Origin of the sequence: Nocardia sp. NPDC049737, assembly GCF_040674755.1 — a bacterium.
In the GTDB taxonomy this organism is placed as follows: domain Bacteria; phylum Actinomycetota; class Actinomycetes; order Mycobacteriales; family Mycobacteriaceae; genus Nocardia.
Genome location: NZ_JBFANH010000032.1, coordinates 17225 through 42046, shown reverse-complemented (window position 1 = coordinate 42046; position 24822 = coordinate 17225). Strand labels below are relative to the sequence as shown.

30 protein-coding genes are annotated in these 24822 nt (G+C 65.7%); 9 read left to right on the top strand and 21 right to left on the bottom strand.

Annotated elements, in window-relative coordinates:
* Positions 1–77 precede the first annotated feature (77 nt).
* A complete protein-coding gene (locus AB0J47_RS34055) occupies positions 78–950 on the bottom strand; it encodes a haloalkane dehalogenase (protein WP_364355741.1) in 873 nt (290 codons plus the stop codon).
* Positions 951–1573: 623 nt separating this feature from the next.
* On the opposite strand from AB0J47_RS34055, the gene AB0J47_RS34050 reads away from it, so the two are divergent.
* Entirely contained in the window at positions 1574–2353 is a 780-nt protein-coding gene (locus AB0J47_RS34050; RefSeq protein WP_364355738.1) for an HNH endonuclease family protein, read from the top strand.
* A 35-nt stretch (positions 2354–2388) separates the two neighbouring features.
* A complete protein-coding gene (locus AB0J47_RS34045) occupies positions 2389–2613 on the top strand; it encodes a hypothetical protein (protein WP_364355735.1) in 225 nt (74 codons plus the stop codon).
* 9 nt (positions 2614–2622) lie between these two features.
* On the opposite strand, the gene AB0J47_RS34040 is transcribed toward AB0J47_RS34045, so the two are convergent.
* Genes AB0J47_RS34040 through AB0J47_RS34030 form a run of 3 tightly spaced genes read right to left on the bottom strand, consistent with a single transcriptional unit; the run spans position 2623 to position 4477 of the window.
* The gene (locus tag AB0J47_RS34040) at positions 2623–3651 is read right to left on the bottom strand and encodes an NAD(P)-dependent alcohol dehydrogenase (protein WP_364355732.1); all 1029 of its coding nucleotides are present in this window, start codon (positions 3649–3651) and stop codon (positions 2623–2625) included.
* Positions 3652–3656: 5 nt separating this feature from the next.
* Positions 3657–4049 (bottom strand): hypothetical protein, encoded by a 393-nt coding sequence (locus AB0J47_RS34035; RefSeq protein ID WP_364355729.1) that lies wholly within the window; start codon positions 4047–4049, stop codon positions 3657–3659.
* Positions 4046–4477, bottom strand: coding sequence for a hypothetical protein (locus tag AB0J47_RS34030; protein ID WP_364355726.1), 432 nt, complete (start codon positions 4475–4477; stop codon positions 4046–4048). Before AB0J47_RS34030 ends, AB0J47_RS34035 begins: the two co-directional genes overlap by 4 nt.
* A 124-nt stretch (positions 4478–4601) precedes the next feature.
* Here AB0J47_RS34030 and AB0J47_RS34025 point away from each other — a divergent pair, with 124 nt between their 5' ends.
* A complete protein-coding gene (locus AB0J47_RS34025; protein WP_364355723.1) occupies positions 4602–5432 on the top strand; it encodes a helix-turn-helix transcriptional regulator in 831 nt (276 codons plus the stop codon).
* Here AB0J47_RS34025 and AB0J47_RS34020 read toward each other — a convergent pair.
* From AB0J47_RS34020 to AB0J47_RS33990, 7 genes are all read right to left on the bottom strand, one after another.
* Positions 5319–5693 (bottom strand): LysR family transcriptional regulator, encoded by a 375-nt coding sequence (locus AB0J47_RS34020; RefSeq protein ID WP_364355720.1) that lies wholly within the window; start codon positions 5691–5693, stop codon positions 5319–5321. The genes AB0J47_RS34025 and AB0J47_RS34020 overlap by 114 nt on opposite strands.
* Before the next feature lie 274 nt (positions 5694–5967).
* Complete coding sequence (locus tag AB0J47_RS34015) at positions 5968–7536, bottom strand: hypothetical protein (protein WP_364355717.1); 1569 nt, start codon at positions 7534–7536, stop codon at positions 5968–5970.
* Entirely contained in the window at positions 7521–8285 is a 765-nt protein-coding gene (locus tag AB0J47_RS34010) for an ABC transporter ATP-binding protein (RefSeq protein ID WP_364355714.1), read from the bottom strand. The genes AB0J47_RS34015 and AB0J47_RS34010 overlap by 16 nt, the downstream gene beginning before the upstream one ends.
* 107 nt (positions 8286–8392) lie before the next feature.
* Entirely contained in the window at positions 8393–9601 is a 1209-nt protein-coding gene (locus AB0J47_RS34005; protein WP_364355711.1) for an FAD-dependent monooxygenase, read from the bottom strand.
* Positions 9602–9825: 224 nt separating this feature from the next.
* Positions 9826–10473: a PadR family transcriptional regulator gene (locus tag AB0J47_RS34000; protein WP_364355708.1), complete on the bottom strand. Its 648-nt coding sequence runs from the start codon at positions 10471–10473 to the stop codon at positions 9826–9828.
* A gap of 89 nt (positions 10474–10562) precedes the next feature.
* On the bottom strand, positions 10563–10745 hold the full coding sequence (locus AB0J47_RS33995; RefSeq protein ID WP_364355705.1) for a hypothetical protein: 183 nt from the start codon (positions 10743–10745) through the stop codon (positions 10563–10565).
* Between the two features lie 28 nt (positions 10746–10773).
* Positions 10774–10953 carry a hypothetical protein gene (locus AB0J47_RS33990; protein ID WP_364355863.1) on the bottom strand — a complete coding sequence of 60 codons (180 nt, stop codon included), beginning with the start codon at positions 10951–10953 and terminating at the stop codon, positions 10774–10776.
* A gap of 167 nt (positions 10954–11120) precedes the next feature.
* On the opposite strand from AB0J47_RS33990, the gene AB0J47_RS33985 reads away from it, so the two are divergent.
* The 3 genes from AB0J47_RS33985 (at position 11121) to AB0J47_RS33975 (ending at position 12885) form a co-directional block, all read left to right on the top strand.
* On the top strand, positions 11121–11996 hold the full coding sequence (locus tag AB0J47_RS33985; protein WP_364355702.1) for an oxidoreductase: 876 nt from the start codon (positions 11121–11123) through the stop codon (positions 11994–11996).
* A 62-nt stretch (positions 11997–12058) separates the two neighbouring features.
* The gene (locus AB0J47_RS33980; protein WP_364355699.1) at positions 12059–12514 is read left to right on the top strand and encodes a transcriptional regulator; all 456 of its coding nucleotides are present in this window, start codon (positions 12059–12061) and stop codon (positions 12512–12514) included.
* 71 nt (positions 12515–12585) lie between these two features.
* Entirely contained in the window at positions 12586–12885 is a 300-nt protein-coding gene (locus AB0J47_RS33975) for a DUF3817 domain-containing protein (RefSeq protein ID WP_364355860.1), read from the top strand.
* Positions 12886–13009: 124 nt separating this feature from the next.
* Here AB0J47_RS33975 and rdgB read toward each other — a convergent pair whose 3' ends face one another.
* From rdgB to clpS, 10 genes are all read right to left on the bottom strand, one after another.
* On the bottom strand, positions 13010–13621 hold the full coding sequence (gene rdgB / locus AB0J47_RS33970) for an RdgB/HAM1 family non-canonical purine NTP pyrophosphatase (protein WP_364355696.1): 612 nt from the start codon (positions 13619–13621) through the stop codon (positions 13010–13012).
* On the bottom strand, positions 13621–14391 hold the full coding sequence (rph, locus tag AB0J47_RS33965; protein ID WP_364355693.1) for a ribonuclease PH: 771 nt from the start codon (positions 14389–14391) through the stop codon (positions 13621–13623). The genes rdgB and rph overlap by 1 nt, the downstream gene beginning before the upstream one ends.
* A gap of 42 nt (positions 14392–14433) precedes the next feature.
* Positions 14434–15198, bottom strand: coding sequence for a cyclic nucleotide-degrading phosphodiesterase (locus AB0J47_RS33960; protein WP_364355857.1), 765 nt, complete (start codon positions 15196–15198; stop codon positions 14434–14436).
* Positions 15199–15347: 149 nt separating this feature from the next.
* Positions 15348–15980 (bottom strand): rhomboid family intramembrane serine protease, encoded by a 633-nt coding sequence (locus AB0J47_RS33955; RefSeq protein WP_364355854.1) that lies wholly within the window; start codon positions 15978–15980, stop codon positions 15348–15350.
* Between the two features lie 244 nt (positions 15981–16224).
* Positions 16225–17187 (bottom strand): cysteine synthase, encoded by a 963-nt coding sequence (locus AB0J47_RS33950; RefSeq protein WP_364355690.1) that lies wholly within the window; start codon positions 17185–17187, stop codon positions 16225–16227.
* 8 nt (positions 17188–17195) lie between these two features.
* Positions 17196–17468: a MoaD/ThiS family protein gene (locus AB0J47_RS33945; protein ID WP_364355687.1), complete on the bottom strand. Its 273-nt coding sequence runs from the start codon at positions 17466–17468 to the stop codon at positions 17196–17198.
* A 31-nt stretch (positions 17469–17499) separates the two neighbouring features.
* Positions 17500–17922, bottom strand: a complete 423-nt coding sequence (locus AB0J47_RS33940) for a M67 family metallopeptidase (RefSeq protein WP_364355684.1) — start codon at positions 17920–17922, stop codon at positions 17500–17502.
* 258 nt (positions 17923–18180) lie between these two features.
* Positions 18181–19242 (bottom strand): P1 family peptidase, encoded by a 1062-nt coding sequence (locus tag AB0J47_RS33935; RefSeq protein WP_364355681.1) that lies wholly within the window; start codon positions 19240–19242, stop codon positions 18181–18183.
* A gap of 103 nt (positions 19243–19345) precedes the next feature.
* Entirely contained in the window at positions 19346–19915 is a 570-nt protein-coding gene (locus tag AB0J47_RS33930) for a DUF2017 domain-containing protein (RefSeq protein ID WP_364355678.1), read from the bottom strand.
* Between the two features lie 23 nt (positions 19916–19938).
* On the bottom strand, positions 19939–20259 hold the full coding sequence (gene clpS / locus AB0J47_RS33925; RefSeq protein ID WP_040687186.1) for an ATP-dependent Clp protease adapter ClpS: 321 nt from the start codon (positions 20257–20259) through the stop codon (positions 19939–19941).
* A 120-nt stretch (positions 20260–20379) separates the two neighbouring features.
* Here clpS and AB0J47_RS33920 point away from each other — a divergent pair, with 120 nt between their 5' ends.
* From AB0J47_RS33920 to AB0J47_RS33910, 3 genes are all read left to right on the top strand, one after another.
* Entirely contained in the window at positions 20380–21675 is a 1296-nt protein-coding gene (locus AB0J47_RS33920) for a nicotinate phosphoribosyltransferase (RefSeq protein ID WP_364355851.1), read from the top strand.
* Positions 21676–21991: 316 nt separating this feature from the next.
* A complete protein-coding gene (locus AB0J47_RS33915) occupies positions 21992–22558 on the top strand; it encodes a nicotinamidase (RefSeq protein ID WP_364355675.1) in 567 nt (188 codons plus the stop codon).
* A 122-nt stretch (positions 22559–22680) separates the two neighbouring features.
* Complete coding sequence (locus AB0J47_RS33910) at positions 22681–24726, top strand: ATP-dependent DNA helicase (protein WP_364355672.1); 2046 nt, start codon at positions 22681–22683, stop codon at positions 24724–24726.
* Positions 24727–24822 lie beyond the last annotated feature (96 nt).

Genomic DNA, 24822 nt, shown 5'->3' with positions numbered 1-24822 from the left:
TCCTTCGGCGGTTTCCGGCGTTACGCAAGTCCTACATGCGCCGCGCGGGTGCCCCGCACCCGCGCGGCGCACCGGAGTCATGCACTCGTGGTCGCCGTCGTCAACGAGTGCGCGCGCAACCACGTCGCGACCGCGGTCCCGATGGCATCGGGCTGATCCTCCGGTGCGTGATGTCCCGCCGCGCCGACCGAGACGACCTCGGCGCTGGCGAACGTCTCGGCGGCCCATGCGATCACCTCCGACGAACCGAGGCCGACGCCATTGTCGAGCGCCATGATGAGCTTGGGCACCGCCGGCGAATCCGCCGCCCACCGGTCGTAGTTCTCCACCAGCGCAACCACATCGGCAGGCTCGCCCTCCAACGGAAATTCGCGCGTCCAGGCCAGCATGGGCTTACGCGATTCCGGCGTCGGGAAGGGAGCGCGATACACGTCGTGATCTTCCTGCGACAGGTCGGTAATGCCCCTCGGCAGGTTGAACTCGATGAACGTATTCTCCACCAGCACCATTCGCTCCCCCTCGGCCGTCCGGAATTTCCGGAAAAGTTCGGCGCCGAGCGGCGGAAGTTCGTCCCAGCGCATCGGTCGCAGGAATGTCTCGATCAGTGCGATGCCCCGGACGCGCTCGGGATGCCGTGCCGCCCAATGCATACCGAGCGCACCACCCCAGTCGTGGCCGACGATGACAACTTGGTCGAGGCCCAGTGCGTCGAACCAGGCGTCCAGATAGCGGGCGTGGTCGGCGAGGCGGTAGGGGCTGTCGGGCTTCCCGGACGCACCCATCCCGATCAGATCCGGTGCGAGCACCCGGGTTTGATCGGCGACATGCGGGATCACATTGCGCCACAGGTGCGATGAGGTCGGGTTCCCGTGCAGGAACACCACCGGTACCGAACCGGCACCGAGGTCGGTGTAGTTGATGAACGAGTCGAGAACGTCGACGGTAGCCATGATGTGGGTCCTTCCTGGATCCGGCTTCTGTGCCTGCACCCGGTTTCGACACACGTTTCGGCCGCATTGTGACCGCCATCGAATGTGACGCTCGTCACTCATCCGGAAGCCGGGCACCCGGCCGCGCTCACCACAACCGCAGGTAAACCTAACTTCCGTATGTGAGCAGTACATGTTTCAACTGACCGGCGCGCCATTCAGGAGATTCTCAGACTTAAGTAAAGCGATTGCAAAGGAATCTGGAATGATCTACTGTCTCTCTACGTAAGAACAATGAAGTTCACACAGATCGTCACGAGGAGTTATCCGCAGTACGACACGGCCCGACGAGACTTCCCTCATCAGCCTCGTGGCGCCGCGAGAATGGATCATCCGGCCTGGACAACCGGCCCATTCATTCGGCCGCGCACGAGCTCATTCGTGACACGACCACCCCTGGATCAGCGCCGGCACGCCGAGCCAGGGGTGGTTCTGCGTCTACCGTCGAGTGCCCTTGCCACGCCGTGCGTTCTTCGACTAGCTGTGCCGAACGTCATACGCGACAATCACATACGGGACGATCGGCCGCAGGTAGCTTGACGCCCGACAAATTCATCGGTGCGAGGCTAGGAAGTTCGATCTTTGTGAAGTGGTTGTCATCCCGCACCGCGCGTCGTGTACTCGCTGTTTGCGCACCCATCGTCTTGGCTGTCGTTGTCGCCGTTGGCTATTCCTTCATCGACGAGTGGACCGGTAAGACCGGCAAGGGATCCGGACCGGCGGATGTCACAACGGCGTCCGGCAAGGACATCAACGATCTGCTCGGCCAGCTCGTCGATGCGCCCGAGGAGTCGATGGAAGGCTACAGCCGGGAGAAGTTCCCGCACTGGGATACCAATAAGCCCGAGCACGGCTTCGGCCCGGACTTCACGCAGTACAGCAAGTGCACCAGCCGTGACGTGATGATGCTCCGCGACGCGACGGGCTCGGTCAAACTCGACCCGAAAACCTGTGAGCTCACCGTCGGCCGCGGCGGTGGTTGGCAGGACCAGTACGGCGTACTGGATTCCAAGACCGGAAAGCTCAAGCCGTACAAGTTCATAACCGACCCGGCCGGAGTCGACGCCGAACACATCGTGCCGCTGGCCGAGGCGTGGCGTTCGGGTGCGAATAAGCGCGATGAAGATACCCGCCGCCGGATTGCCAACGACTCCGTCAATCTGATCGCCTCCGATCCCTCCGCCAACAGGTCCAAGGGTGACCAAGACGTCGCGAACTACCTGCCGCCGGGAAAATTCCGGTGTGGCTATCTCGAGCATTACGTCAAGATCAAAGTAAAATACGCGCTGAACGTTGATCCCGCCGAACACACCGCACTGCGCAACGCAGTCGCCGACTGCGTCAGTCGAGGAGAGTTCAAATAAGCGACATCATCGAGATTTCCGCCAAGGCCGCCGTCATGACCGAAGAGGAAGGGACGGTCTCCGGCGAGCTCGATGTGACCGTCGATGCGACGGGTAAAGGTCTGGTCCGCTATCGCAAAACCGAGACCTGGTACACCATCGGCAATCTCGAGGCGGAGCCGCCGCGCACCTGGACCACCGTCGCCGAGTTGGCGGCCGCGATCGAAGCTACCGCCGGAACCCGCGATGCAGCAGGCAATATCGTGCCCTTCGAGGCCTGATCCACAGGCCTACGGCATGGTGATGACGACCTTGCCGAACGGATTGTCCTCGCGGAAGTAGCGGTACGCCTCCACCGCCTGGTCGAGCGGAAAGGTCCGATCGATGACGGGGCGCATGCGATGGGCAGTGATGGCGCGGTTCATCGCCTCGAAATCGTCCCGGCTGCCGACCGCGATCCGGCGGATCGCGAGATACGGTCCGACGAACGGATTCTCGAATGTCTCTCCCTCCGGCAGCTGCGATGCGCCGATCATGGTGATCGTCGCGTTGTAGCCTGCGGAACGCACCGATTTCGACAGGGTTGGCAGTCCGACGGCCTCCACCACATGTTCGACGCCGTGGCCGTCGGTGAGCTCGAGCACCTTCTCGTCCCAGTCCGGCGTCGCGTTGCGGTCGATGGTCTCGTCCGCGCCGAGCTTGTGCAGTCGCTCCGCCTTCTCCGTGCCGGACGTTATCGAAATAACCCTGGCACCAAGCATTTTCGCGTGCTGCACGGCGAACAACGCGACGGTACCGCTGCCGACGGTAAGTACCGTCTGCCCCGAAGACACCGGCACCGGTGTGGTCAGCGACGCCCACGCGACGACTCCCGCGCAGGTCAGCGTGGCCGCCTCGACATCGGTGAGATGTTCGGGCACGTGCACCACAGAATCCTCTTCGATGACCGCATAGGTGGCTAGCATGCCGTTGTAGTTGGCGCCGTACTGTTCAGCGACCTGCGCCAGTCGCTGCGGGCCATTGATGAAACGCACGAAGTACGACGCGGTCACCCGGTCGCCGAGCGCGGCGCGAGTCACATTGTCGCCCAGGGCGATAACCTCACCGACACCATCGGACAGCGGGACGATGCCCGGGGTCGCGGGCAGCGGGTAGATACCGTCCATCAGCATGAGATCCCGCCGGTTCAGTGAGGCCGCCCGCACCCTGATGACCACCTGATTCGGTCCCGGCTGCGGCAGTTCTTGCACCCGCGCGGTCAAACCGGCGCGCCCCTGTAGTGGATCGAGGTGGTAGGCAATGGCTTTCATGGCTTTCATGGCTTTCATGATCTGCTTTCTGTGGTAGGCACGAAGAGCGCCTCGTAGGGCGCTTCTCCGACACCAGTGGTGATGTGGCCGCGGCCGTCGGTGTCCTCGACATGGACGAGGTCGCCGGGGCCGAATCTGCGCTGAGCGCCGTCACTCGTGGTCACTTCGATTACGCCCCGCAGCATCACAACCCATTGCTGTGCTGGAGCCGGATGCGGTTCGCTGTCGAATTGCGCACTGCGCAAGTAGGTTACGGTCGCCGCCGCCGACATTCCGGCGACGGCCATCGCGGGTACGCCCGCCGCGACGGTTCGACCGGTCAGTGCGAGTTCCGCATCGACGAATCGGGAGCCACCGTCGGCGGTGCGCACTATCCGGCTGAACCGTAAGGTCGCCACTTCGGTCATCGCACGCCTTCGATGAATTGGTGGTCGAAGGTGATGCGACCATCCGAGTCGAGCCCGATCACCTCGTAACCGCCGCCCGCGACGGAACCGTCGGCGCGCGAAACCATCGACCAAGGCAGGCCGATCAGACCGGCGGGCAACCCGGTGGCCGCCCCCACCTCGAAGATGTACTCGCCGGGAGCCACGAACATCTCGTAGGCGCGGGACACCCGGGCTTCCATCGCGTCGTGGCCGCGCACTTCCAGGGCAGGTACGGCGAAGTTCAGGTTCGCCGCCGCCTCGCGGATCTCCACCGGTGGGTCGACCAGGGTCTGTGCACCTTCGGGTGCCCAAATCTCGTGGATCAGCTTGCGGCGGATCTCCGGATCGGATTCGTTCCACTGGGACATGTAGCGCTCGGCGAAACGGCTCAGGTCTTGGTTGCTCATGGCACTGAGTTTTGCGAGCGCGGCGTTGTGGCGCGATTCCCTGCAGGGAATGACATCCGATGCGGGTTCGGTGATTCCCTCCGGGGAATGGCGCGGACACCGCGGGTCGGATATCACTGAATTCATGACGACAGTGGTGGAGCCGAATCCGTTCGCTCAGCAGTTGCGGCATTGGCGCACGCAGCGACATGTGAGCCAGCTCGACCTGGCTATTCGCGCGGACACCAGCCAGCGCTATCTGAGCTTCCTGGAACAGGGGCGCTCGCGCCCGGGACGCACCATGGTGGTGCGGCTGGCCGAATCGCTGGAACTGTCGCTGCGCGAGCGCAATGCCCTGCTGCTCGCCGCGGGATATGCCCCAATCTTCCCCGAATCCGACTTGGACACACCGGAATTGGGTCCGGTGCGGGTCGCCTTGGAGCGCATTCTCGACGGGCATCTGCCCTACCCCGCCGTTGTCACCCGCCCTTACGGCCGACTGGTCGCCGCCAATGCCGCCTTCGACATCCTCACCGAGGGGGCCGCCACGGAACTGATCAACCCGCCGATCAATGTCCTGCGCCTCGCCCTACACCCCGACGGCCTGGCACGACGCGTGCTGAACCTCCCCGAATGGGGCCGCCACGTCACCGAAAGCCTGCGCGGCAAGGCCCTACGCAGTCCCGACCCCCGCCTCGACGACTTCATCGCCGAGCTCGAAAGCTACCTCCCCGCCGCCACCCCCGGCCCCGACCACCTCGGCTTCGCCGTCCCGCTCCGCCTGACCACCCCCGAGGGCGAACTCCGCCTCATCACCACCATCACCAGCTTCGCCACTGCCGTAGACATAACCCTCTCCGAACTACACCTGGAAGCCTTCCTCCCCGCCGACGACCGAACCGCCGAATACCTCCGCCGCCGCTCCGAACAGCGTCAGGCGCAAGCGCACAAAACCTACGCCCCATCTCCGCAATGACTCACCAGGTGGTTCCGCCAACGCGCAAACCCGCCACGGACAGGTCGCTGCGCATTGGCGGCGGCAAAACCTGCGCGCACCCGGAACCGACACCCACCTCAGCAGTGACCTACCACGTGCGCGCGGCAACTGCGTCGTCACCGTCGGCTGCGACAACCCCACCAACCGCGCTCCCGCCGTAATTGATCCGGCGCGATGCACCGCCAGGAACGTCCGCAGCTGATTCAGATCGAAACTGCCATCGGAATCCCTATCGCCCACCCAACAAGTGTATTTCTCTCCCAATACTCGACCAGCCGATCCCTATCCCACGGCCCGTCGTTCGAATTCCTGCCGCGACTTCTGCCATTCGATTAGAGCGGGGCGTGACCAGGGGGCATACGCGGATTGTCCCAGCCATCCGGCTATGGCCTGTCTGGAAGTCACTCTCCGAGGCACCATCCGGTTCCGGACAGGGTTCAGTACCACCATTCGACTCGGCTCGATGGACGCCCACCACTTCGAGACAAGACCTGGTGGCCGCGCGATGCGAGCATCAACGCGGCTGCACAGCCGCAAGAACTTCTGGTCCGCGGGCGGACAATCGCTCTTCGGCGAGACGCGCACCGAGCACAGCTGCGATGATCCCGATCGCAATCCCGACCGGTAGGGCCAGCCACAGTACGGCGGTGATGTCGAGGGCTAGGCCGATGAGCAGCACGATCAGGACCGGGATCAGCGCGACCAGTTGGCCCAAGCTGGTGGCGACTTGCACCAAAGCCTTTGCGCAGCCTGGGTTTCCGGAGGAGGCGAAGGGGTTTCCGGTGCGCGGTGGTAGCGGGTAGGGCGCGGTCACCGACAGGAATACGGCCGAGCCCGCGCCGACGCCGAGGACAGCGAAAAGTAGCGATAGCGTCCACGGATACATCGACCAACGGCCGAGCGCGCCCGGCAGCACAACTGCGAGCAGCACAGACGGCAGCCCGATCACCAGCAGCAGGGCCAGCAGTCGTCCGCGCACATCGGCGCGCACCGCGCCGGGAGTCACCAGTGTCTGCCAGAGTGCGGTGCCGTCGTAGCCGTAGAGGTTATTGGCGGCCAGGCCCGCGAACCACGCGGCACTCACACCCGCGAACGCCACGCCGCCCGAACCGTCGCCCTGTATTGCCGGAAACACCGGCAGCAGGGCACCCACCAGCAGCACGGGCAACAGCGCCGCCCGGCGTCGGCTATCTCGCGACCAGGTTCGCAACTCCTTGACCACCACCGCACCCACCGGCCCGGACGTCCGCACCCGACTCAGCAGCATCCCACGCCCGCCCGCGCCGGATACCGAATCCAGCGGCGCGGTCAACCGCCTCCGCAACAGCACAGACCATGCCCACCACAGCACCCCTGTCAAGGCCGACAACCCGACCAACGCGCCCACTGCCGACAACCAGTCACCGCGCGCCGCCGCTCCCACCGCAACTGGTGCCCACCCGGAAGGCAACACGCGCAACAGATTCGCCAACCACGGTGCCGATTCCCGCACCGCATCCACATGATTCAGCAGGAAACTCATCGGGTAGTAGGCCAAACCGGCGAGACCCGCCAGCAGTACCCCGAGATCGCGTCCCCGCCGCGAACGCATCGCGGCACCGATCCACGCCAGCACCACCCGCGAGAGCACCACGACGAATAACAACTGCAGCACCACACCGACCACCGCGACCCCGACGGCAGCCCAACTCAGTTGCGCCGCAAGCACAACCAGTCCAGCGAACGCCAGCAGATTGATCACCGGCGCAGGCCCCACGAACGCCGCCGCCAATAGCCCGGTGGCCAACTGTCGATGACTCAGCGGCAACAGCCGCAGATGTTCGGGCTGCACGGTCTCATCGCTGCTGCCCATCAATACCGGACCGCACAGCCAGCCGAGCGTCCATATTCCATACCACGCAGCGGCCACCGTGACACCACCGCCCACGTCGCCGTCCCGCACCCCGAATCCGATGAGACCCGCTGTACCGAGCGCGAATACGACGCCGATGACCACACCGCTGACGAAGGTGACGCCCTGCCAGCCGTTGCCCAGAGCACGCTTGGTCAGCAGCAACCGCATCCGAATCAGGACGCCAACCACGACAGCCCGTCCTCCCCGCCGACTCGGCCACCGACCAGATGTACGAACGCCGCCTCCAAGGTACTGTCCCCGCGCACCTCGTCGAGCGTGCCCGCGGCCACCACTCGCCCGGCGGTGATCACCGCTACCCGATCGCACAGGTTCTCCACCAGCGCCATCACATGGCTCGACAGCACCACCGCACCGCCCGCCGCGACGAACCGCTGCAGAATTGTGCGAATCGTGCTCGCCGACACCGGATCCACGGCCTCGAACGGTTCGTCGAGCACCAGTAGTTTCGGTGCGTGCAGCAGCGCCGTGGCCAACCCGATCTTCTTGCGCATACCCGCGGAGTAATCGACGACGAGAGTCCGTTCGGCACCGGTCAATTCGAAGACTCCGAGCAGTTCATCGGCACGTTCGGCCACCGTATTCGCGGGCAGACCGCGCAGTAAACCGGTGTAGGTCAATAGTTCTCGGCCCGTCAGGCGCTCCGGTAGCGCAAGGCCGTCCGGCAGCACGCCCGCCAAAGTCTTCGCCGCGACCGGATCGGCCCAAACGTCGACGCCGAAGATCCGCGCCTGTCCGGCGTCCGGCCGTAACAGTCCGCAGGCCATCGACAAGGTGGTGGTCTTGCCCGCACCGTTCGGGCCGACCAGCCCGAAGAACGAGCCCGGCGGCACCGTGAGGCCGACATCGTCGACGACCCACGGGCCGCCGAATCGCTTATAGAGCCCGGTCAGCTGCAACGCAGGATCGGTATGCACCATCTATCCCCCCTTTGTCTTTCAATTCCCATCTCCTACGTTACGGACGAACCGGCCGCCGGGTTCGAAATAGTGCTGCCCGTCCCCGGAAGAGACAGGCAGCACCAGCACTACGCCTTCGCGGTCGCCAACTCCTGCTGCACCGGCGCATCCCACTCGATCCGATACCGCTGCTCGACACCCATGGTCTTCTCCGGGTTCATCGCCTTGATAAGCAGCGGCATCAGCAAGGACATCATCCGCCGCGCCACCGGTCCCGGCGTCTTGCTGTGGTTGATCTTGCGCGCCCGCGCCGCGACACCCTCCACCCGCGGCCGCCGCACCCCTTCATAGGCGGCGAAGGCCGAGGTGTGATCGGGCAGGTCCCGCAGACACCGCGCCAACTGCACCGCACTCTCGATGGCCAGCGACGCCCCCTGCCCAGAACTGTTGGACGGCGCGTGCACCGAATCCCCGACCAACACCATGCGGCCCCGATACCAGGTCGGCACCGGCGGCATAATGTGCAGTGCGCCAGTCGTTTCCAGGTTTTCCGCAGTGGTCCTGCGGGCGAATTCACCGCCCGGAGTGTCCTCGGCGTAGGTCTCCCGCAGGATTGCCAACCAGTGCTCGGCCGGAATCGCGCGAGCCTCGGTCAGCGACAGATACTCCTTGTGCGGCAGATTCGCACCCCACATGACCCTATTGCCCTCGACGGTTCCGTAGAGGTAGTACGCCTTCTTACCGAACGCGAAAACCATTGTCTCCGAGGGAATTCCGAAATCGCTGTCGAGCATCGCACCGAATCCGATCATCCCGGTGTACTCCGGTCCCGGATTATTCGGGTCGATGAGACCGCGCACCGTGGATCGAATGCCGTCCGCGCCGATCAGCACATCCGCGGTTGCGCTACTGCCATCGGCGAAATGCGCGGTGATGCCGTCCGCGTCCTCGTCGACGCGCACGATTCGCTTGTTGTATTCGAAAGGAATCCCCGCGGCAACCGCGTGATCGTGCAGTTCGCGGTGCAATTCGTTGCGGTCGACCATCTTCAATGACGGCACGTCGGGCATTTCCGGCATTTGCAACACTTTGCCGCCCACCGAAAGCTGCGTATGCGATATCGGACTCGCGATGGCGCGAATGCGGTCGCCTGCACCAATAATGTCAAGGGCGGCAACACCATTCGGTGCCAATGCCAACCCGCTGCCGATACCGAACGTCGGACCGGGATAGGCCTCGTAGACGCGAGCGGCAATGCCCGCCTTGTGCAATGCGGTGGCGGTGACGGGTCCGGCGATACCGCCGCCGATAACAATGGCCGTTTCTGTTTTGGACATGGGTGTACTCCAGTTATGTGCGATACGGGTTCTTCGAAGCCCGAACCGACCGTCCGATCGCACACCCAGTTATCCTGTGGTTGCCAGCCTTGCAGCCGGGTGCGCGCATGCGGACGCGGTTCGAGACGGTTACATCGGGCTCGGCGGCGGTGTTGCCGCACCCCGCCGGGCCCGGTCTCGACAATTCACTCCGCCCGGTACGGACCGGGCCGAGAGCGGGACGTCTACTCCGTCATCCCCCTTTCCACCAGCTCCGTGACCTCGGCGGGCGACATGCCTGCGACATGCATATGCCGCCAGAGATCCACGCCGGGGAAGCTGCCCGCGGCGATCTCGTCACGCAGCGACGCAGCCCACGCCACCTCGGCCTCCAGCATCGCCACACCATATTCGGCTTCGACGACGAAAAGCCGGGGCAGATTGGCGGCAGCCAGTTGATCGAGTTCTCGGCGCGCAGCCTCGATGATGCGACCCAGCGCGTCGATGCGCCGGCCGAGCAACTCGACGACTTCATCCGGCGGCAGCGCCGCCACGACGGAGAGTCCGGCCGTGAACCGGTGGTGTTCCAGCTCCGGCTCGGCAATCAATTCTCTTGTCCAGTCAGCCATTTCGGTGCGACCGGCATCGGTGATCGCATAGATCGTGCGTTCCGGCCGAGCGCCGTCGCGCTCACTGCCGACGACCTCCAGGAAGCCCGCCTTCTCCATGTTCTGCACGACGGTGTAAAGCGAGCCCCATTTGATGTCCATATCGCGGTCCTTGCCGCGCTCACGCATCTGCGAGGCGATTTCGTAGCGGTGCATCGGCCGTTCGATGACGGTCGCGAGCACCGCCAGCGCCAGCAGATTGTTCACCTTGCGCTTCGCCACCATGGACACCTCCTTACTCGTCTACGAATATACGTCTACGAGTAGTTGGGCACAAGTACTGGGCGTGGACCGGCTCGTGTTCTCTGGCGTCTTCAGCTTGGCGGCTTCCCCAGGGCCCGATCCAACAGCGCACGGTCGGTCGGATCGGCGCAGCCCCAATCGTCGAGCTCGGTATCGAACCAGCGCCGCCACGATGCCTGGATCCGGTCGACCTCGCGCTGTCCGGTAAGTCGCAGTGCCACACCATCTTCGGCGAGATAGCCGCAGCCGATCACCCGGCCGTAGATCGGCGGCCGTAACCACTCACGCCATATGCCCTGCCTCGCCCAGATCGGCAGCGATCGTCGGCAACGCGGTCGACACGATCGTCTGATCCAGCGCCGCCAGTAACATCCCGAGCACAATCGTGGCAAACACGGCATTCGTCTTGCTCCGACCCAACGGCTCCGAAGTATTCTCAGCGACAGCAACCGCACCGCTCATTCCCCAAGTAGGGCCACCCACCACTCCCCTCCTCCTCCCAGCGACACGACAGCAATCACCGAGAACGCACCGTTGGCGGCCCCATGCCTACACCAGCGCAGGGTGATCGAAGGTCCGGATTGCGTGTCGCCCTTCCGCTGCAACTTACTCCGAAGTAAGGTCGGCTCATGGCGTGGAACCCGAAAGATATGCCCGACCAGAGTGGGCGCACCTTCATCGTCACCGGAGCCAATGGCGGCCTCGGTGTCGAGACCACCTCGGTGCTGGCGAGCAAGGGCGGCACCGTGATCATGGCCTGCCGCAACGTCGCGAAGGCGCAGCCGATCGCCGACCGGATCGATGGCGACGTCCGGGTGGAGCAGCTGGATCTGGCGGATCTGGCATCGGTGCGCGAATTCGTCGACAAGACCGGCGAATTCGATGTGCTCATCAATAACGCCGGCCTGATGAACATTCCGTTCTCACGCACCAAGGACGGGTTCGAAACCCAGTTCGGCGTCAACCACCTCGGCCATTTCGCGCTGACCGGGCTGCTGTTGGATCGCCTCCGGGATCGGGTGGTGAGCCTGGCGAGCATCGCGCACAAGCAGACCCCGAAGCTGTGGATCGACGATCTCAACTACGAGAACCGCCGCTACCAGCGCAACCTCGCCTACGCCCAGTCCAAGCTGGCCAACCTGATGTTCGCCCGCGAACTGCAACGGCGGCTGACCGAGGCGGGCTCCGACAAACGCTCCTACGCGGTACACCCAGGCGTCTCGGCAACCGATCTGTTCGCAAGGACCGAAACCCCACTCGACCGGATCAGCAAGCCTTTCATCCGCATCATCGGCCATGCCCCGGCCAAGGCCGCCCACTCCACCCTCTTCGCGGCCACCATGCCCGATGCCGATCCCACCACTTACTGGGGGCCGAACCGGTTGTTCCAGAGCCAGGGCCCGGTCGAACCCTCGCCGTCGAGCAAGCTGTCGAACAATCCCGAACTGCTGCGCCGACTGTGGGAGGAATCCGAGCGCATGACCGGGATCACCTACAAGTTCTGAGGCCCGACCGCTGATTCGACCTGCTCCTACGTACCGTGTAGTAGACAGGTACCGTGGTATGCGTGTCCGCTCCACCTCGCCGCTCGGCACACAATCGCCCAGCCCTGATCGTGCTGGTGATAGTGGCCGCCCTCGCCTGCTTGGCGTTGGGGTGGTGGCAGTGGGAGCGGTTCGAATCCGCGAGCGGCACCGGCCAGAATCTCGGCTACGCACTGCAGTGGCCGCTGTTCGCCGGATTCGCGGTCTTCGCCTACTTCCGGTTCGTGCGGCTGGAATCCGAAGCGGATAAGGAGCCGGAAGCTGAACCGGCTCCCGCGAAGGCGCGCCGACCCACGAAAGTCGACGCGCCGCGCGAGATTCCGGCCGGACTGCTGCCCGAGCGGCCCAAAGCTGCCCGCGACGATGACCCGGTGCTCGCCGAATACAACAAATATCTGGCCGAGCTGCACGCACAAGATATCGACCAACACGTCCGGGACGCGGGCCTCGCCCACGACACACAGAGGAGCGCCGGTTGACCACCAGCGAGAACTCGACCGAATCCGCCGCGACGCTCACCCCCGAGCCAAGGGCGACCGACGTCGCGAAGATCAAGCCCGCACTCCTGCGCTACCGGGTACTCGCCTGGACGACGGGTCTGTGGCTGCTGCTGCTCACCGGCGAAATGATCGTCAAGTACGGCTTTGATGTGCACACCCCGAACTGGATCGCCGTCGTGCACGGCTGGGTCTACTTCGTCTACCTGCTGGTTACCGCAGACCTCGCGGTCAAGGTGCGCTGGCCGATCCCGCGCACCGTCGGCACCCTCATCGCAGGCACCATCCCCCTGCTGTCCTTCTTCGTCGAGCACGTCAACGCGAACAAGGTGAAGCAAGACTTCGACCTCTGACCCACCCCTAACGCCGCACCCCGCCGCGCGACCCGACCCTCAGGGAATCACCGCCCGTCGCGCGGCACACATCCGTCGCCGGGAGGATCCGCAGCGGTTGCAGCCTCTCGAGCGTACGGCTGACTCAGGCCTCAGCGAGGGCCGCGAGTGCCGGGAGCAGCTGAGTCAGCGCGCGACCGCGATGGGACACGGCATCCTTCTCGGCGGGCGTCAGCTGGGCAGCGGTGATATCGCCGCCTGTCGGAATGAACAGCGGGTCGTAGCCGAATCCACCGTCGCCCACGGGCTTGCGGCCGATCACGCCCGGCCATTCACCGCGCACCACGATCTCGGTGCCGCCGGGCACCACCAGCGCGCAGGTGGAGACGAACTGTGCGCCGCGCCGCTCGTCCGGTACGTCACCGAGTTGGGCGAGCAGCAGGGCATTATTGGCCGCGTCGTCGCCGTGCACACCGGACCAGCGCGCCGACAGCACGCCGGGCATACCGTTCAACGCGTCCACCGCGATCCCGGAATCGTCTGCGACACAGGGCAATCCGGTGGCGGCCGCGCCATCGCGCGCCTTCGCCAGCGCATTCTCCTCGAAGGTCGCGCCGGTCTCGGGCGCCTCGTCGTAGGCGGGCACATCGCCGAGTCCGACGATCTCGATGCCAGCGATACCCGCGTCGGCGAGGATCCGGCGCAGTTCGTTCAGCTTCTTGGCATTGCGACTGGCGACCAGGACGCGGCGCGACATCACTTCTTCTTCGACTCGGCAGGCTGCGGCAGCACACCCGGATACGGCAGCGCGAGCGCCTCTTTCTGGACGGCGAACAGCCGCTCACAGCCGGCGAGTGCGGAGTCGAGCAGCTTGTCCAGGGTGGAGCGCGGGAAGGTGGCGCCCTCACCTGTGCCCTGGATCTCCACCAGGGTGCCGGTATCAGTGGCGACCACATTCATATCGACCTCGGCGCGCGAATCCTCTTCGTACGGCAGGTCCAACCGCACCCTGCCGTCGACGACACCCACGCTCACCGCGGCGATCGCACACGAGATCGGCTGCGGGTCGGCCAATCCGCCCGCCGCACCGAGGTAGGTGACCGCATCCGAGAGCGCGACATACGCGCCGGTGATGGCCGCGGTCCGAGTGCCACCGTCGGCCTGCAGCACATCGCAGTCGATGGCGATGGTGTTCTCACCGATGGCCGCCAGGTCGATGCATGCCCGCAGCGACCGGCCGACCAACCGGCTGATCTCCTGGGTGCGCCCGCCGACCTTGCCCTTCACCGATTCCCGCCCGCTACGGGTATGCGTGGCCGCGGGCAGCATCGCGTATTCGGCGGTGAGCCAGCCGAGTCCGGAATCACGACGCCACGGGGGCACGCCCTCGGTGACGCTCGCGGTGCACATCACCCGGGTCTGCCCGAACTCCACCAGCACCGAACCGGCTGGATGCGTGGTGAAGCCACGGGTGATCCGTACCTCGCGGAGCTCATCGTCCGCCCTGCCATCGGCTCGTCTCGACACGCGCCAAGCCTAGTCACATGGCCAACCGCGCGCGGCAGGCGGTCAGATGTCGAAGGTTTCGCCCGGTGCGACGGCGTGCACCGGTCCGGAGAACTGCGCCTTCGCCTCGGCGATCACGTCCTCGCGGGAGGTCCACGGCGGAATGTGGGTGAGCAGCAGCTCTTTCACGCCCGCACGCGCGGCGATAATGCCCGCCTCGGTGCCGGAAAGATGAATGCCGGGCGGCCGGTTGGCCGGATCGTGCGTCCACGACGCCTCCGACATGAGAATGTCGGCGCCCTGCGCGAGTTCGAGTACCGCATCGCACATCGCGGTGTCGCCGGTGTAGACGAAGGTCCGCCCGGTCGCGGTCACGATGCGCAGCCCGTACGACTCCGGCGGGTGATACATCCGACGCGCGAGCACCGTATGGCCCGGACCGAATTCGATCGCTTCGCCCTCGACCCACGTCTGGTGATCGATGACGTCGGACCAGTCGTCGCATGCGCCGCCGATCTCGGCGGACGCATTGCCGATGCGCACCGCGCTATCGGACGGACCGCGCACGATCGCCTGTCCCACCGGAGGTGACGGGTGGTAGCGCCGCCAGACCAGCAGTCCGGGCAGATCCAGGCAGTGATCGGCATGCAGATGCGTGAGGAAGATATCGACCTCACCGGGATCGGCGTAGCGCTGCAATGCGCCGAGCACGCCGGGTCCGAAATCGATGACCACCGGCGACATATCCGGCCCGGTCAGTAGGTACCCCGACGCTGGGGAGTCCGGGCCGGACACACTGCCCGAGCACCCGAGGACGGTAAGGCGCATTCCCCCATGCTCCCACGACGAATTCTCGCTCATAACAGCGCCTCGCTAACGCTCGGCACCGTCACGAGCGAGAGCCCGGCTGTTTTTGTTGTTCGCTCGCTCAAGAACCGATCCCCCACATTCCGCTGCGAACCGCGCGACAACCGCGACTACGCATTGACTCCGGCTCGATCCCCGCGACGGTGTCGACGTTCATCACCAGAGAGTACCCAGCCGGCCAGCACTCCACCCATTGCCCCGAAAAGATGGCCCTGCCAAGAGATTCCGGGCTGTCCGGGCAGCACACCCCACAGCACCGACCCGTAAATCGCCAGCACAACCAGGCCGATCCCGATCTGCACCAGATTGCGGGCGAACCAGCCACGCGAGATCAGGAAGGTCAGCCAGCCGAATATCAGCGACGATGCGCCGAGATGCACCGATCCGGTGGCGCCGGTGAGCCAGACGCCGACTCCGGCAACGATCCAGATGATCGCGGTGGCGGCGAGTCCACGACCGATGCCCGCGAGCAGGGTGATGAAGCCGAGGACGATAACCGGAAGCGTATTGGCGAACAGGTGGTCCCAGCCGTGATGCAGGACGGGGGCCCACAGAATGCCCCACAGGCCGTCCGCCTCGCGCGGTTCGATGCCGTTGTAATCGAGTTGGTTGTGGTCGAGGTTGTCGACGCCTTCGATGCCGTAGAGCAGGGCGACGAATGCGGTGATGATGACGCCCGCGCGCAGCCAGAGCTGTTTGATCGGCGCGACGCTGTTCGGTTTGGCGGGCGTACCGGAAGGCATGCTCGACTGCCCCAGTTGGGCGCGTAGTGCGGCGATCCGTTCCGGATCGAACGACGAACCGATTCCCGAACCGCCGGTCATCGCAACCTCCTCGTCGAGCGAGACCCGGACGCCGACGATATGCGACAAGGGACTCGCTCTTTCGAGAGTACCGGGGCAATTCGCGACCAAACGGCCGGTGATACAGGCGTGAGCGTGCACTTTCCGCGCGAAAAGCGCACGCTCCGGCCGGATCGCTCGAAACTCAGGCCCAGAGCTGGCCGTCGAGGCGTTCCTCGGCCTCTTCGAGGGTCCCGTCGTACGCCCCGGTGGACAGGTACTTCCACCCGCCATCGGCCACCACGAAGGCGATATCGGCGCGCGTGCCCGCACGCACGCATTTGCGCGCGACACCGAGCGCCGCATGCAGAATCGCGCCGGTCGAAATGCCCGCGAAAATGCCCTCTTCCAGCACCAGCTCGCGCGTGCGCCGCACCGCATCGAATGGACCGACCGAAAAACGAGTTGTCAGCACCGACTCGTCGTAGAGCTCGGGAATGAAGCCCTCATCGATATTGCGCAGTCCGTACACGAGTTCGCCGTAGCGCGGTTCGGCCGCGACGATTTCGATGCCGGGCACCTTCTCGCGCAGGAAGCGGCCGGTTCCCATGAGCGTGCCGGTGGTGCCGAGACCCGCGACGAAATGGGTGATCTCGGGCAGGTCGGCGAGGATTTCCGGGCCGGTGGTCTCGTAGTGCGCCAAGGCATTGGCCGGATTGCCGTACTGGTACAGCATCACCCAGTCCGGATTCTCCGTGGCGATCCGCTTGGCCAGCGCGACCGCCTGATTGGAACCGCCCGCGGCCGGGGAATCGATGATCTGCGCACCGAACATGGTCAACAGTTGACGGCGCTCGACCGAGGTGTTCTCCGGCATCACGCAGACCAGCCGGTAGCCTTTGAGTTTGGCCGCCATGGCCAGCGATATGCCGGTATTTCCGCTGGTCGGCTCCAAGATCGTGCAGCCGGGCGTCAGCAGGCCGTCGGCCTCGGCCTGTTCGATCATCCGCAGAGCGGGACGATCCTTGATGGAACCGGTCGGGTTGCGGTCCTCGAGTTTGGCCCACAGCCGCACCGGATTTTCACCGTCCCATTGCGGGGACAGGTTGCGCAGACCGACCAGCGGGGTGTTGCCGAGGGTCGCGATCAGCGATTCATAGCGCGCCACGGGCTCGATCAGCCTCCGGCGACGGCGGGCAGGATGGTGACGCTCGCGTCCTCGGGCACCTGCGCGTCGAGTCCGCCCGCGAAGCGCACATCCTCGTCGTCGACGTAGATGTTGACGTAGCGGTTCAGCTTGCCGTCCTTGAGCAGCCGCTCCGCGAGGCCCGGATGGTTGGCCTCGAGGTTCTCGATCAGCGCGGACAGGGTCGAGCCCTGCGCGTCGACGCGCTTCTCGCCTCCGGTAAGGCCACGCATGATGGTCGGGATGGACACGGTTACCGGCATGGGGACTCCTCGAATTCGACGAACATGGGTACTAAGCGGTCTCGTACGCATCGACGATCCGCACCGGCTCCTCGGTGACCTCACCGTCTACGATCCGATAGCTGCGCAGTTCGTGCTGCTCGGGATCGCGGGTGGAGATCAGCACGTAATGCGCGAACGGCTCGGACGCATAGGAGATATCGGTGCGGCTCGGATAGGCCTCGGTGGCGGTATGCGAGTGGTAAATCACCACCGGGGTCTCGTCGGCATCGTCCATCGACCGCCACACCTTCAGCTGTTCACCGGAATCGAACCGGTAGAAGGTCGGCGAGCGCTCGGCATTGACCATGGCGATAAAACGCTCCGGCCGATCCGAACCCTCCGGACCGGCGATGACGCCACAGGCCTCGTCCGGGTGATCGGCGCGCGCATGCGCCACCATCGCCTCCACCAGGTCGGTCCTGATCACCAGCACGAGTCAAACCCTTCCGCATTCGGCATATCCGCTGCCGACACATCGCACCCGACAACGACCCAGAATATTCCGCTATTCCCATCCACCTGTCGGCCGGTCCCCTCCTCGACGCTGTTCCCGTGGCTCCCGCACACTTTCGCGGATCCCGCCCGGCATGTCTGGCGGCGAGTCGATGTGCGGGGCCGCCCGAAACTCTGCGGGACCCGCTCCGAGCGCGGCCAGCCGATAAGCGAAACCGTCCGAAGCTGCGCGGGGCCGCTAGGAGCGCGAGAAGAGATCGGCGTACGCGGGGATGCCCGCCACGGAGTGGGCGGACAGGATCGCATCGACGATGGCGCGCTCGACGCAGACGGCCGCCGCGGTACAGATCTCGTCCAGGACCAGGAGGTCGGATGGGAACGCAGGCGGCAGCGCGGCCTCGGTGATTTCGGCGGTGCCGGTGGACAGGGCGAAGAGGGTGTCACCGTCCAGGGGCGAGTGGGCGGGCCGGATGGCGCGGGCGAGCCCGTCGTGGGCGGTGGTCGCCATACGCTGACAGCTGGCCGGGTCCAGAGGCGCGTCGGTGGCGACCACGCCGATGGTCGTATTGAGGACGGTGCCCTTGACCGGGAGGGCGTTGGCCACGGCCAGTTGCTCGGGCGTAGCCGGAGATAGGCCGAATGCGTCGGGGCCCTCGGTGCCGATGCCCCATGGCAGGCCGGTGCGTGGATCGAAAACCGAGCCGACCGGGTTGGCGACAACCAGCGCCGCCACGGTGACACCCGCGGCCGCACCCGCGCCGAGCACTACGCTCGCCGTGCCCACGCCTCCCTTGATCGAACCGGCGCGCGCACCGACGCCAGCGCCGACGCACCCGCGCTCGAACTCCTCCGCCGCCGCCTCGGCCGCGCGGAAACCGAAGTCGGCGGTCGGTCGAATTCGCCAGTCCCCCAACGGAAGATCGAAGATCACGGCGGCGGGGACAATGGGCACCACCCGACTCGGATCGGCCGGATCCATCGGTATGCCCTCGTGATGTTCCTCCAGCCAACGCATTACGCCGTCCGCTGCCGCGAGTCCGTAGGCGCTGCCGCCGGTGAGCAGGATCGAATTCACTTGGCGCACAGTATTGCCCGGGGCGAGCAGATCGGTTTCCCTGGTCCCCGGCCCGCCGCCGCGCACATCGACCGCCGCGATCGCACCGCCGGGCACGCGCACGACGGTGCAGCCGGTCGCCGCGCCGGAACCCAGCGTCGCGTCCGGGTCGAGCAGATGATGGTGCCCGACCAGCAGGCTCGGCACATCGGTGAGCGAATTCCGCAGTCCGGCTTGCGCATTCACAGCATGTGCTCCTGACTACTGGTCACGACGATCTCCATGCAAGCATGCGACACTTCGAGCCGCGGCGGACCTGACCGCGCATCGGTTCCCGGACGGACGCCCCTCAGGGCGCGAGGGCCTGCAGCAGCGAATCCTGCATCCACGTCAGCCAGTGGTACACATCCAGATGCGGCCCGCGCGGATCATCGGGTTCGAGGTGATCCGGTGTTTCGGCATCGATTCCGAGCACCGTGCCCAAGGCCAGCCGCACATCGGTCAGCGCGGTCAACCAGGCGTCGGCCTGCTCCGGCGTCAGCACGATCTTCCCGCCGTCGGTCGGCACCGTATTCAGCACCACCGATCCGGCCGCCAGCTTGGCGTCGATGATCTCCGGTTCGTGCAGGCCGCGCAGCGCGCTGTTGAGATCGGCGCGATCGGCATCGGGTGAGCCCGGTTCACTCCGGTGGAAGTCCGGCAGTAGCCGGTGCAGCCGGGGATCGTCGGGCGGGGTCGTATTGCCGCTGCGCAGCCCGGTGAGCTCGGCGAGCTCATCGTCGGGTGCGGATTCGGCCCGCTCGGTCAGTAGGCCGGAAACCGCGCCGACCAGGGACCGCAGCACGCTCGCCTCACGCGCGTCCATTTCGGATCGCAATTTGAGGCCGCTCAGCGAGTTCTTCCGGCTCCACTTACGCACTGACGTCAGGGTAGTCGTACCGGTCAGTCGTCCCGTTGCATGGTCGCCCAGAGACCCGCGGCGTGCAGCCGTCGCACGTCCTGTTCCATCTTGTCCCGCGAACCCGACGACACTACTGCCTTGCCCTCGTTGTGCACCTTCAGCATCAATTCGGTCGCCTTCGCTTTGCTGTAGCCGAACAGCTTCTGGAAGATGTAGGCGACGTAGTGCATGAGGTTGACCGGATCATCCCATACGACCGTCACCCACGGACGGTCCTCGGCCTCCAGGATCTCGGTGTATTCGACCGCCTCCGGAGTCGCCTGTGCCGCCGACAGTGTCGCGTTCACTTCGCACAAGGCCATAACACTCAGGGTACGACTCGACTCCGGATACACAACACCCGTCCACCGGTAATTGACAGACACCCCGACCACACCGGCCTATCATGCCCGCCACGGCTGTCTACAGTGGCTGGGGTGGAGATGCGCAGCACCGCCCTGCTGACCGATCAGTACGAACTGACCATGCTCGCGGCCGCCCTCGGCGACGGCTCGGCGCACCGCCGCTGCACCTTCGAGGTGTTTGCACGACGTTTGCCGAATGGTCGCCGCTACGGGGTGGTCGCGGGCACCGGCCGACTGGTCGAGGCGCTGGCGCATTTCCGTTTCGAGGAACCGGAGCTCGATATCGCGGCTGGCTTCCTGGACTCGAGGACCATCGATTGGCTGCGCGAGTACCGCTTCACCGGCGATATCGACGGCTATCCGGAGGGCGAACTGTATTTCCCGGGCTCCCCGATTCTTTCGGTGCGCGGCAGCTTCGCCGAATGCGTCCTGTTGGAGACCATCGCCCTGTCGATCCTCAATCACGACAGCGCGATCGCCTCGGCCGCCGCCCGCATGGTGAGCGCCGCCGACGGACGCCGGATCATCGAGATGGGCTCCCGCCGCGCCCACGAACTCGCGGCGCCGTCCTGCTCGCGCGCGGCATACGTGGCCGGCTTCGACGCCACCTCCAATCTGGAGGCCGTGCGCCGGTTCGGCGTGCCGGGGGCGGGTACCAGCGCGCATGCGTTCACCCTGCTGCACAGCGCTGCGGATGGCGCGCACGAGGCCGCCGCATTCCGCGGTCAGATCGAGGCACTCGGCATCGGCACCACACTGCTGGTCGACACCTTCGACATCACCCAGGGAGTGGCGACCGCCATCGAGGTCGCCGGGCCCGAATTGGGCGGTGTGCGTATCGATTCCGGTGATCTCGGCGTATTGGCCAGGCAGGTGCGCGACCAACTCGACGGACTCGGCGCGACCAAGACCCGCATCGTGGTCTCCGGCGATCTGGACGAGTACGCGATCGCCGCACTGCGCGCCGAACCGGTGGATGCCTATGGGGTCGGGACGTCGCTGGTCACCGGGTCCGGCGCACCCACTGCTGGAATGGTCTACAAGTTGGTCGAGGTGGACGGGCTGCCGGTCGCCAAGCGCAGCAGCCACAAGGAGTCGCGCGGGGGCACCAAGAAGGCGATTCGGCTGTCGCGCCGGACCGGCACCGTGGTGGAGGAGATCATCTATCCGGCCGCCGGAACCCAGCCCGCCGCAAACGGATTCGAGGTGCGCGAGTTGCTGACCCCGCTGGTGCGCGACGGCGAACCGGTGGATGAGCTGCCCACGCTCGCGGACAGCCGCAAGTTGGTAGCGCGCGGTTTGGTCAGCCTGCCGTGGGAGGGCCTGAAGCTATCGGCTGGGGAACCTGCGATTCCGACGACATTCGCGAACTGACCCGGACCGCTTCGGCGTGGCGTCGCTTGGTCAGCCATTCCACGAAGGAGATCGCTACCAGCACGATCAGGAACCCCTTGATCAGCAGCGGCACCCAGTCACCTACCCCATCGGGTCGGTCACCCAGCAGAAAGGCGGTGGCGAGATAGGCCGTGTAGCCGACGAAGAGTGCGATCGAAATTCTGGCGGTACTGCTCACGTGGACCTCCGAGTGTTGGTAGCCCGCCCGAGCGATCAGGCGGCACAATGTAATCCACAGACAGGGGCCCGAGTGTTTACACCTTCGGCGCTTAGATCCTGGGAAGGTGAGGTCGACATGAACCGAGCGTTGATCATCGTCGACGTGCAGAACGACTTCTGCGAGGGCGGGTCCCTTGCCGTCACCGGCGGGGCGACGGTCGCCCAGCGCATCACCGGCTACCTGGACTCCGCGCATTACAGCGCGGTCGTGGCCACCCGCGACTACCACATCGATCCCGGCGGCCATTTCTCCGACCATCCGGATTACCTGGACACCTGGCCGCCGCACTGCCGGGTCGGCACCTCCGGCGCGGATTTCCACCCCGCCCTGAATACCGAGCAGATCCAGGAGATCTTCTCCAAGGGCCAATACAGTGCCGCCTATTCGGGTTTCGAGGGCGCCACCGAGGACGGCACCAGCCTCGCTGACTGGCTACGTGAGCGCGCCATCGATGAACTCGACATCGTCGGCATCGCCACCGACCACTGCGTCCGCGCCACCGCTCTGGACGCCCGCATCGAAGGTTTCGACACCAGGGTGCTGCTGGACTTCACCGCTGGCGTCGCACCCGATACGACCACCGCCGCACTCGATCGCATGCGTGCGGCGGGGGTGGATATCGAGGGCTCGGTCATTCGCTAGCGCAGACCCTCCACCCGACCTTCCGCAGAACACGCCGGTTTCGCGTTCGGAAGATGCGCGAAGCAGGCCGAGGATCCGATCGGGCGGTTATCGGTGTCGGTCCGAAGCAGTAGGCTCGTCGCGTGCCCGAACTGCCTCCCGTTCCCGAGCTTTTGGCCACCGCCGTGCGCGCGCTCGGCGGGAAGGAACGCGTCGGGCAGGTGACGATGGCGGCGGCGGTGGATCACGCCATCGATACCAAGGAACACCTCGCGGTGCAGGCGGGCACCGGGACCGGGAAGTCGCTGGCGTATCTGGTGCCGAGCCTGCGTCATGCGGTACGAACCGGCCGGACCGTGGTGGTGTCGACCGCGACGATCGCGCTGCAGCGTCAGCTCGTCGACCGGGACCTGCCGCGACTGGCCGAGGCGCTGAGCAAGCCGCTCGGGCGGGAGGCGAAATTCGCGATCCTCAAGGGGCGCAATAACTATCTGTGCCTGAACAAGATCAACAGCGTGATTCCGGACGAACCCGCGGAGGCCGAACTCTTCGACGCATTCGCCATCTCGCGGCTGGGCCGGGAGGTGCAGCGGCTCAACGAATGGGCATCGAATACCGAAACCGGCGACCGGGACGAGCTCGCTCCCGGCGTCACCGATCGGGCCTGGCGGCAGGTCAGCGTGTCGTCGCGGGAGTGCCTCGGCAAGTCGCGCTGCCCGTTCGGCCAGGACTGCTTCGCCGAACTGGCAAGAGCCGAATCGGCGCAGGCCGATGTGGTGGTGACCAATCACGCCCTGCTCGCGATCGATGCGATCAGCGGCATCCAGGTGCTGCCCGAACACGATGTGGTCGTCATCGATGAGGCGCACGAATTGGTCGATCGGGTCACCGGCGTCGCCACCGCCGAACTGGCCGCATCGACGATCAGCGCCGCAGCCCGGCGCTGCGCCAAACTCATCGACCAGCAGGAAGTGGACCGGCTGGAGGAGGCCGGGGAGGCCTGGCACACGGTGCTCGACGAACTGCCCGCCGCCCGCTGGGACACCTTGCCCGATGGCATCGCGCCGGTGCTCGCACTGGTCCGCGATGCCGCCTGGAATGCCCGTACCGCGCTCGCGCCGCAGGGCGGCACCACCGCACAGGGCGATCCGGAAAGCGCTGCCGCCCGCACCCAGGCGTTGGCCGCCATCGATGAGGTGCACGACGGCGCGGTGCGCGCGTTGACCGCGTTCGACGAATCCGATCCGGCCAAGCGTCACGATGTCATCTGGCTCGCCGCCGACGAGATCCGCGGCGTCACCCGGCGCACGCTGCGGATGGCGCCGCTGTCGGTGGGCGGGCTACTGCGCAGCCGACTTTTCGGCACCGCCACCGTCGTGCTGACCTCGGCCACCCTGCAGATCGGCGGCTCTTTCGACGGACTAGCCATCACCTGGGGCCTGCCCGCACAATCGGCCAACCGCAGCGATACGGCAACCGCAAACGGCGCCGAGGCGCCCTCGGACGCGGAGACCGTGCGCTGGAGTTCGCTCGATGTGGGTTCGCCGTTCGACCATGCCAAGTCGGGAATTCTCTATGTCGCGAAGCATCTGCCCGCCCCCGGACGAGACGGTCTGGCACCGGCCTACCTCGACGAAATCGAGCGGCTGATCAACGCTGCGGGTGGACGCACGCTCGGGCTGTTCTCCTCGATGCGAGCCGCACGCGCGGCCACCGACGCACTCCGCGAGCGGCTGAATACTCCCGTTCTGTGTCAAGGGGACGACGCAACCGGCGCGCTGGTGCGCAAGTTCGCCGACGACCCCGAGACCTCTCTGTTCGGCACGCTGTCGCTGTGGCAGGGCGTCGACGTGCCCGGTCCGTCGCTGAGTCTGGTGATCCTGGATCGGATCCCGTTCCCGCGCCCCGACGATCCGCTGCTGACCGCGCGACAGCGGGCCGTCGAGTCGCGCGGTGGCAATGGCTTCATGACCGTTGCGGCTAATCACGCCGCGCTGCTGCTGGCCCAGGGCACCGGCAGGCTCTTACGCAGCGTCGATGACCGCGGCGTCGTCGCGATCCTGGATTCTCGTTTGGCGACCGCGCGCTACGGCGCCTATCTGCGGGCGTCACTGCCGCCGTACTGGGAGACCGCCGATCCCGAAGTCGTCACCAAAGCGCTGCGGCGACTCGCCGCCGCAAGCGCCTGAGCTGCACACACTGTGAGACCACTCACAAAGGATGCCAATATTTCCAGGCAGAAGTAAGTTGAGAATCGGTACGTCGGTGGAACCCCAATTCCCACA

Coding starts and splice junctions, on each gene's coding strand:
- AB0J47_RS34055 (WP_364355741.1), bottom strand. CDS start 950: ATGGCTACCGTCGACGTTCTCGACTCGTTCATCAACTACACCGACCTC.
- AB0J47_RS34045 (WP_364355735.1), top strand. CDS start 2,389: ATGACCGAAGAGGAAGGGACGGTCTCCGGCGAGCTCGATGTGACCGTC.
- AB0J47_RS34040 (WP_364355732.1), bottom strand. CDS start 3,651: ATGAAAGCCATGAAAGCCATTGCCTACCACCTCGATCCACTACAGGGG.
- AB0J47_RS34035 (WP_364355729.1), bottom strand. CDS start 4,049: ATGACCGAAGTGGCGACCTTACGGTTCAGCCGGATAGTGCGCACCGCC.
- AB0J47_RS34030 (WP_364355726.1), bottom strand. CDS start 4,477: ATGAGCAACCAAGACCTGAGCCGTTTCGCCGAGCGCTACATGTCCCAG.
- AB0J47_RS34025 (WP_364355723.1), top strand. CDS start 4,602: ATGACGACAGTGGTGGAGCCGAATCCGTTCGCTCAGCAGTTGCGGCAT.
- AB0J47_RS34010 (WP_364355714.1), bottom strand. CDS start 8,285: ATGGTGCATACCGATCCTGCGTTGCAGCTGACCGGGCTCTATAAGCGA.
- AB0J47_RS34005 (WP_364355711.1), bottom strand. CDS start 9,601: ATGTCCAAAACAGAAACGGCCATTGTTATCGGCGGCGGTATCGCCGGA.
- AB0J47_RS34000 (WP_364355708.1), bottom strand. CDS start 10,473: ATGGTGGCGAAGCGCAAGGTGAACAATCTGCTGGCGCTGGCGGTGCTC.
- AB0J47_RS33990 (WP_364355863.1), bottom strand. CDS start 10,953: ATGAGCGGTGCGGTTGCTGTCGCTGAGAATACTTCGGAGCCGTTGGGT.
- AB0J47_RS33985 (WP_364355702.1), top strand. CDS start 11,121: ATGGCGTGGAACCCGAAAGATATGCCCGACCAGAGTGGGCGCACCTTC.
- rdgB (WP_364355696.1), bottom strand. CDS start 13,621: ATGTCGCGCCGCGTCCTGGTCGCCAGTCGCAATGCCAAGAAGCTGAAC.
- AB0J47_RS33960 (WP_364355857.1), bottom strand. CDS start 15,198: ATGCGCCTTACCGTCCTCGGGTGCTCGGGCAGTGTGTCCGGCCCGGAC.
- AB0J47_RS33955 (WP_364355854.1), bottom strand. CDS start 15,980: ATGCCTTCCGGTACGCCCGCCAAACCGAACAGCGTCGCGCCGATCAAA.
- AB0J47_RS33945 (WP_364355687.1), bottom strand. CDS start 17,468: ATGCCGGTAACCGTGTCCATCCCGACCATCATGCGTGGCCTTACCGGA.
- clpS (WP_040687186.1), bottom strand. CDS start 20,259: ATGGCCTTGTGCGAAGTGAACGCGACACTGTCGGCGGCACAGGCGACT.
- AB0J47_RS33920 (WP_364355851.1), top strand. CDS start 20,380: ATGCGCAGCACCGCCCTGCTGACCGATCAGTACGAACTGACCATGCTC.
- AB0J47_RS33915 (WP_364355675.1), top strand. CDS start 21,992: ATGAACCGAGCGTTGATCATCGTCGACGTGCAGAACGACTTCTGCGAG.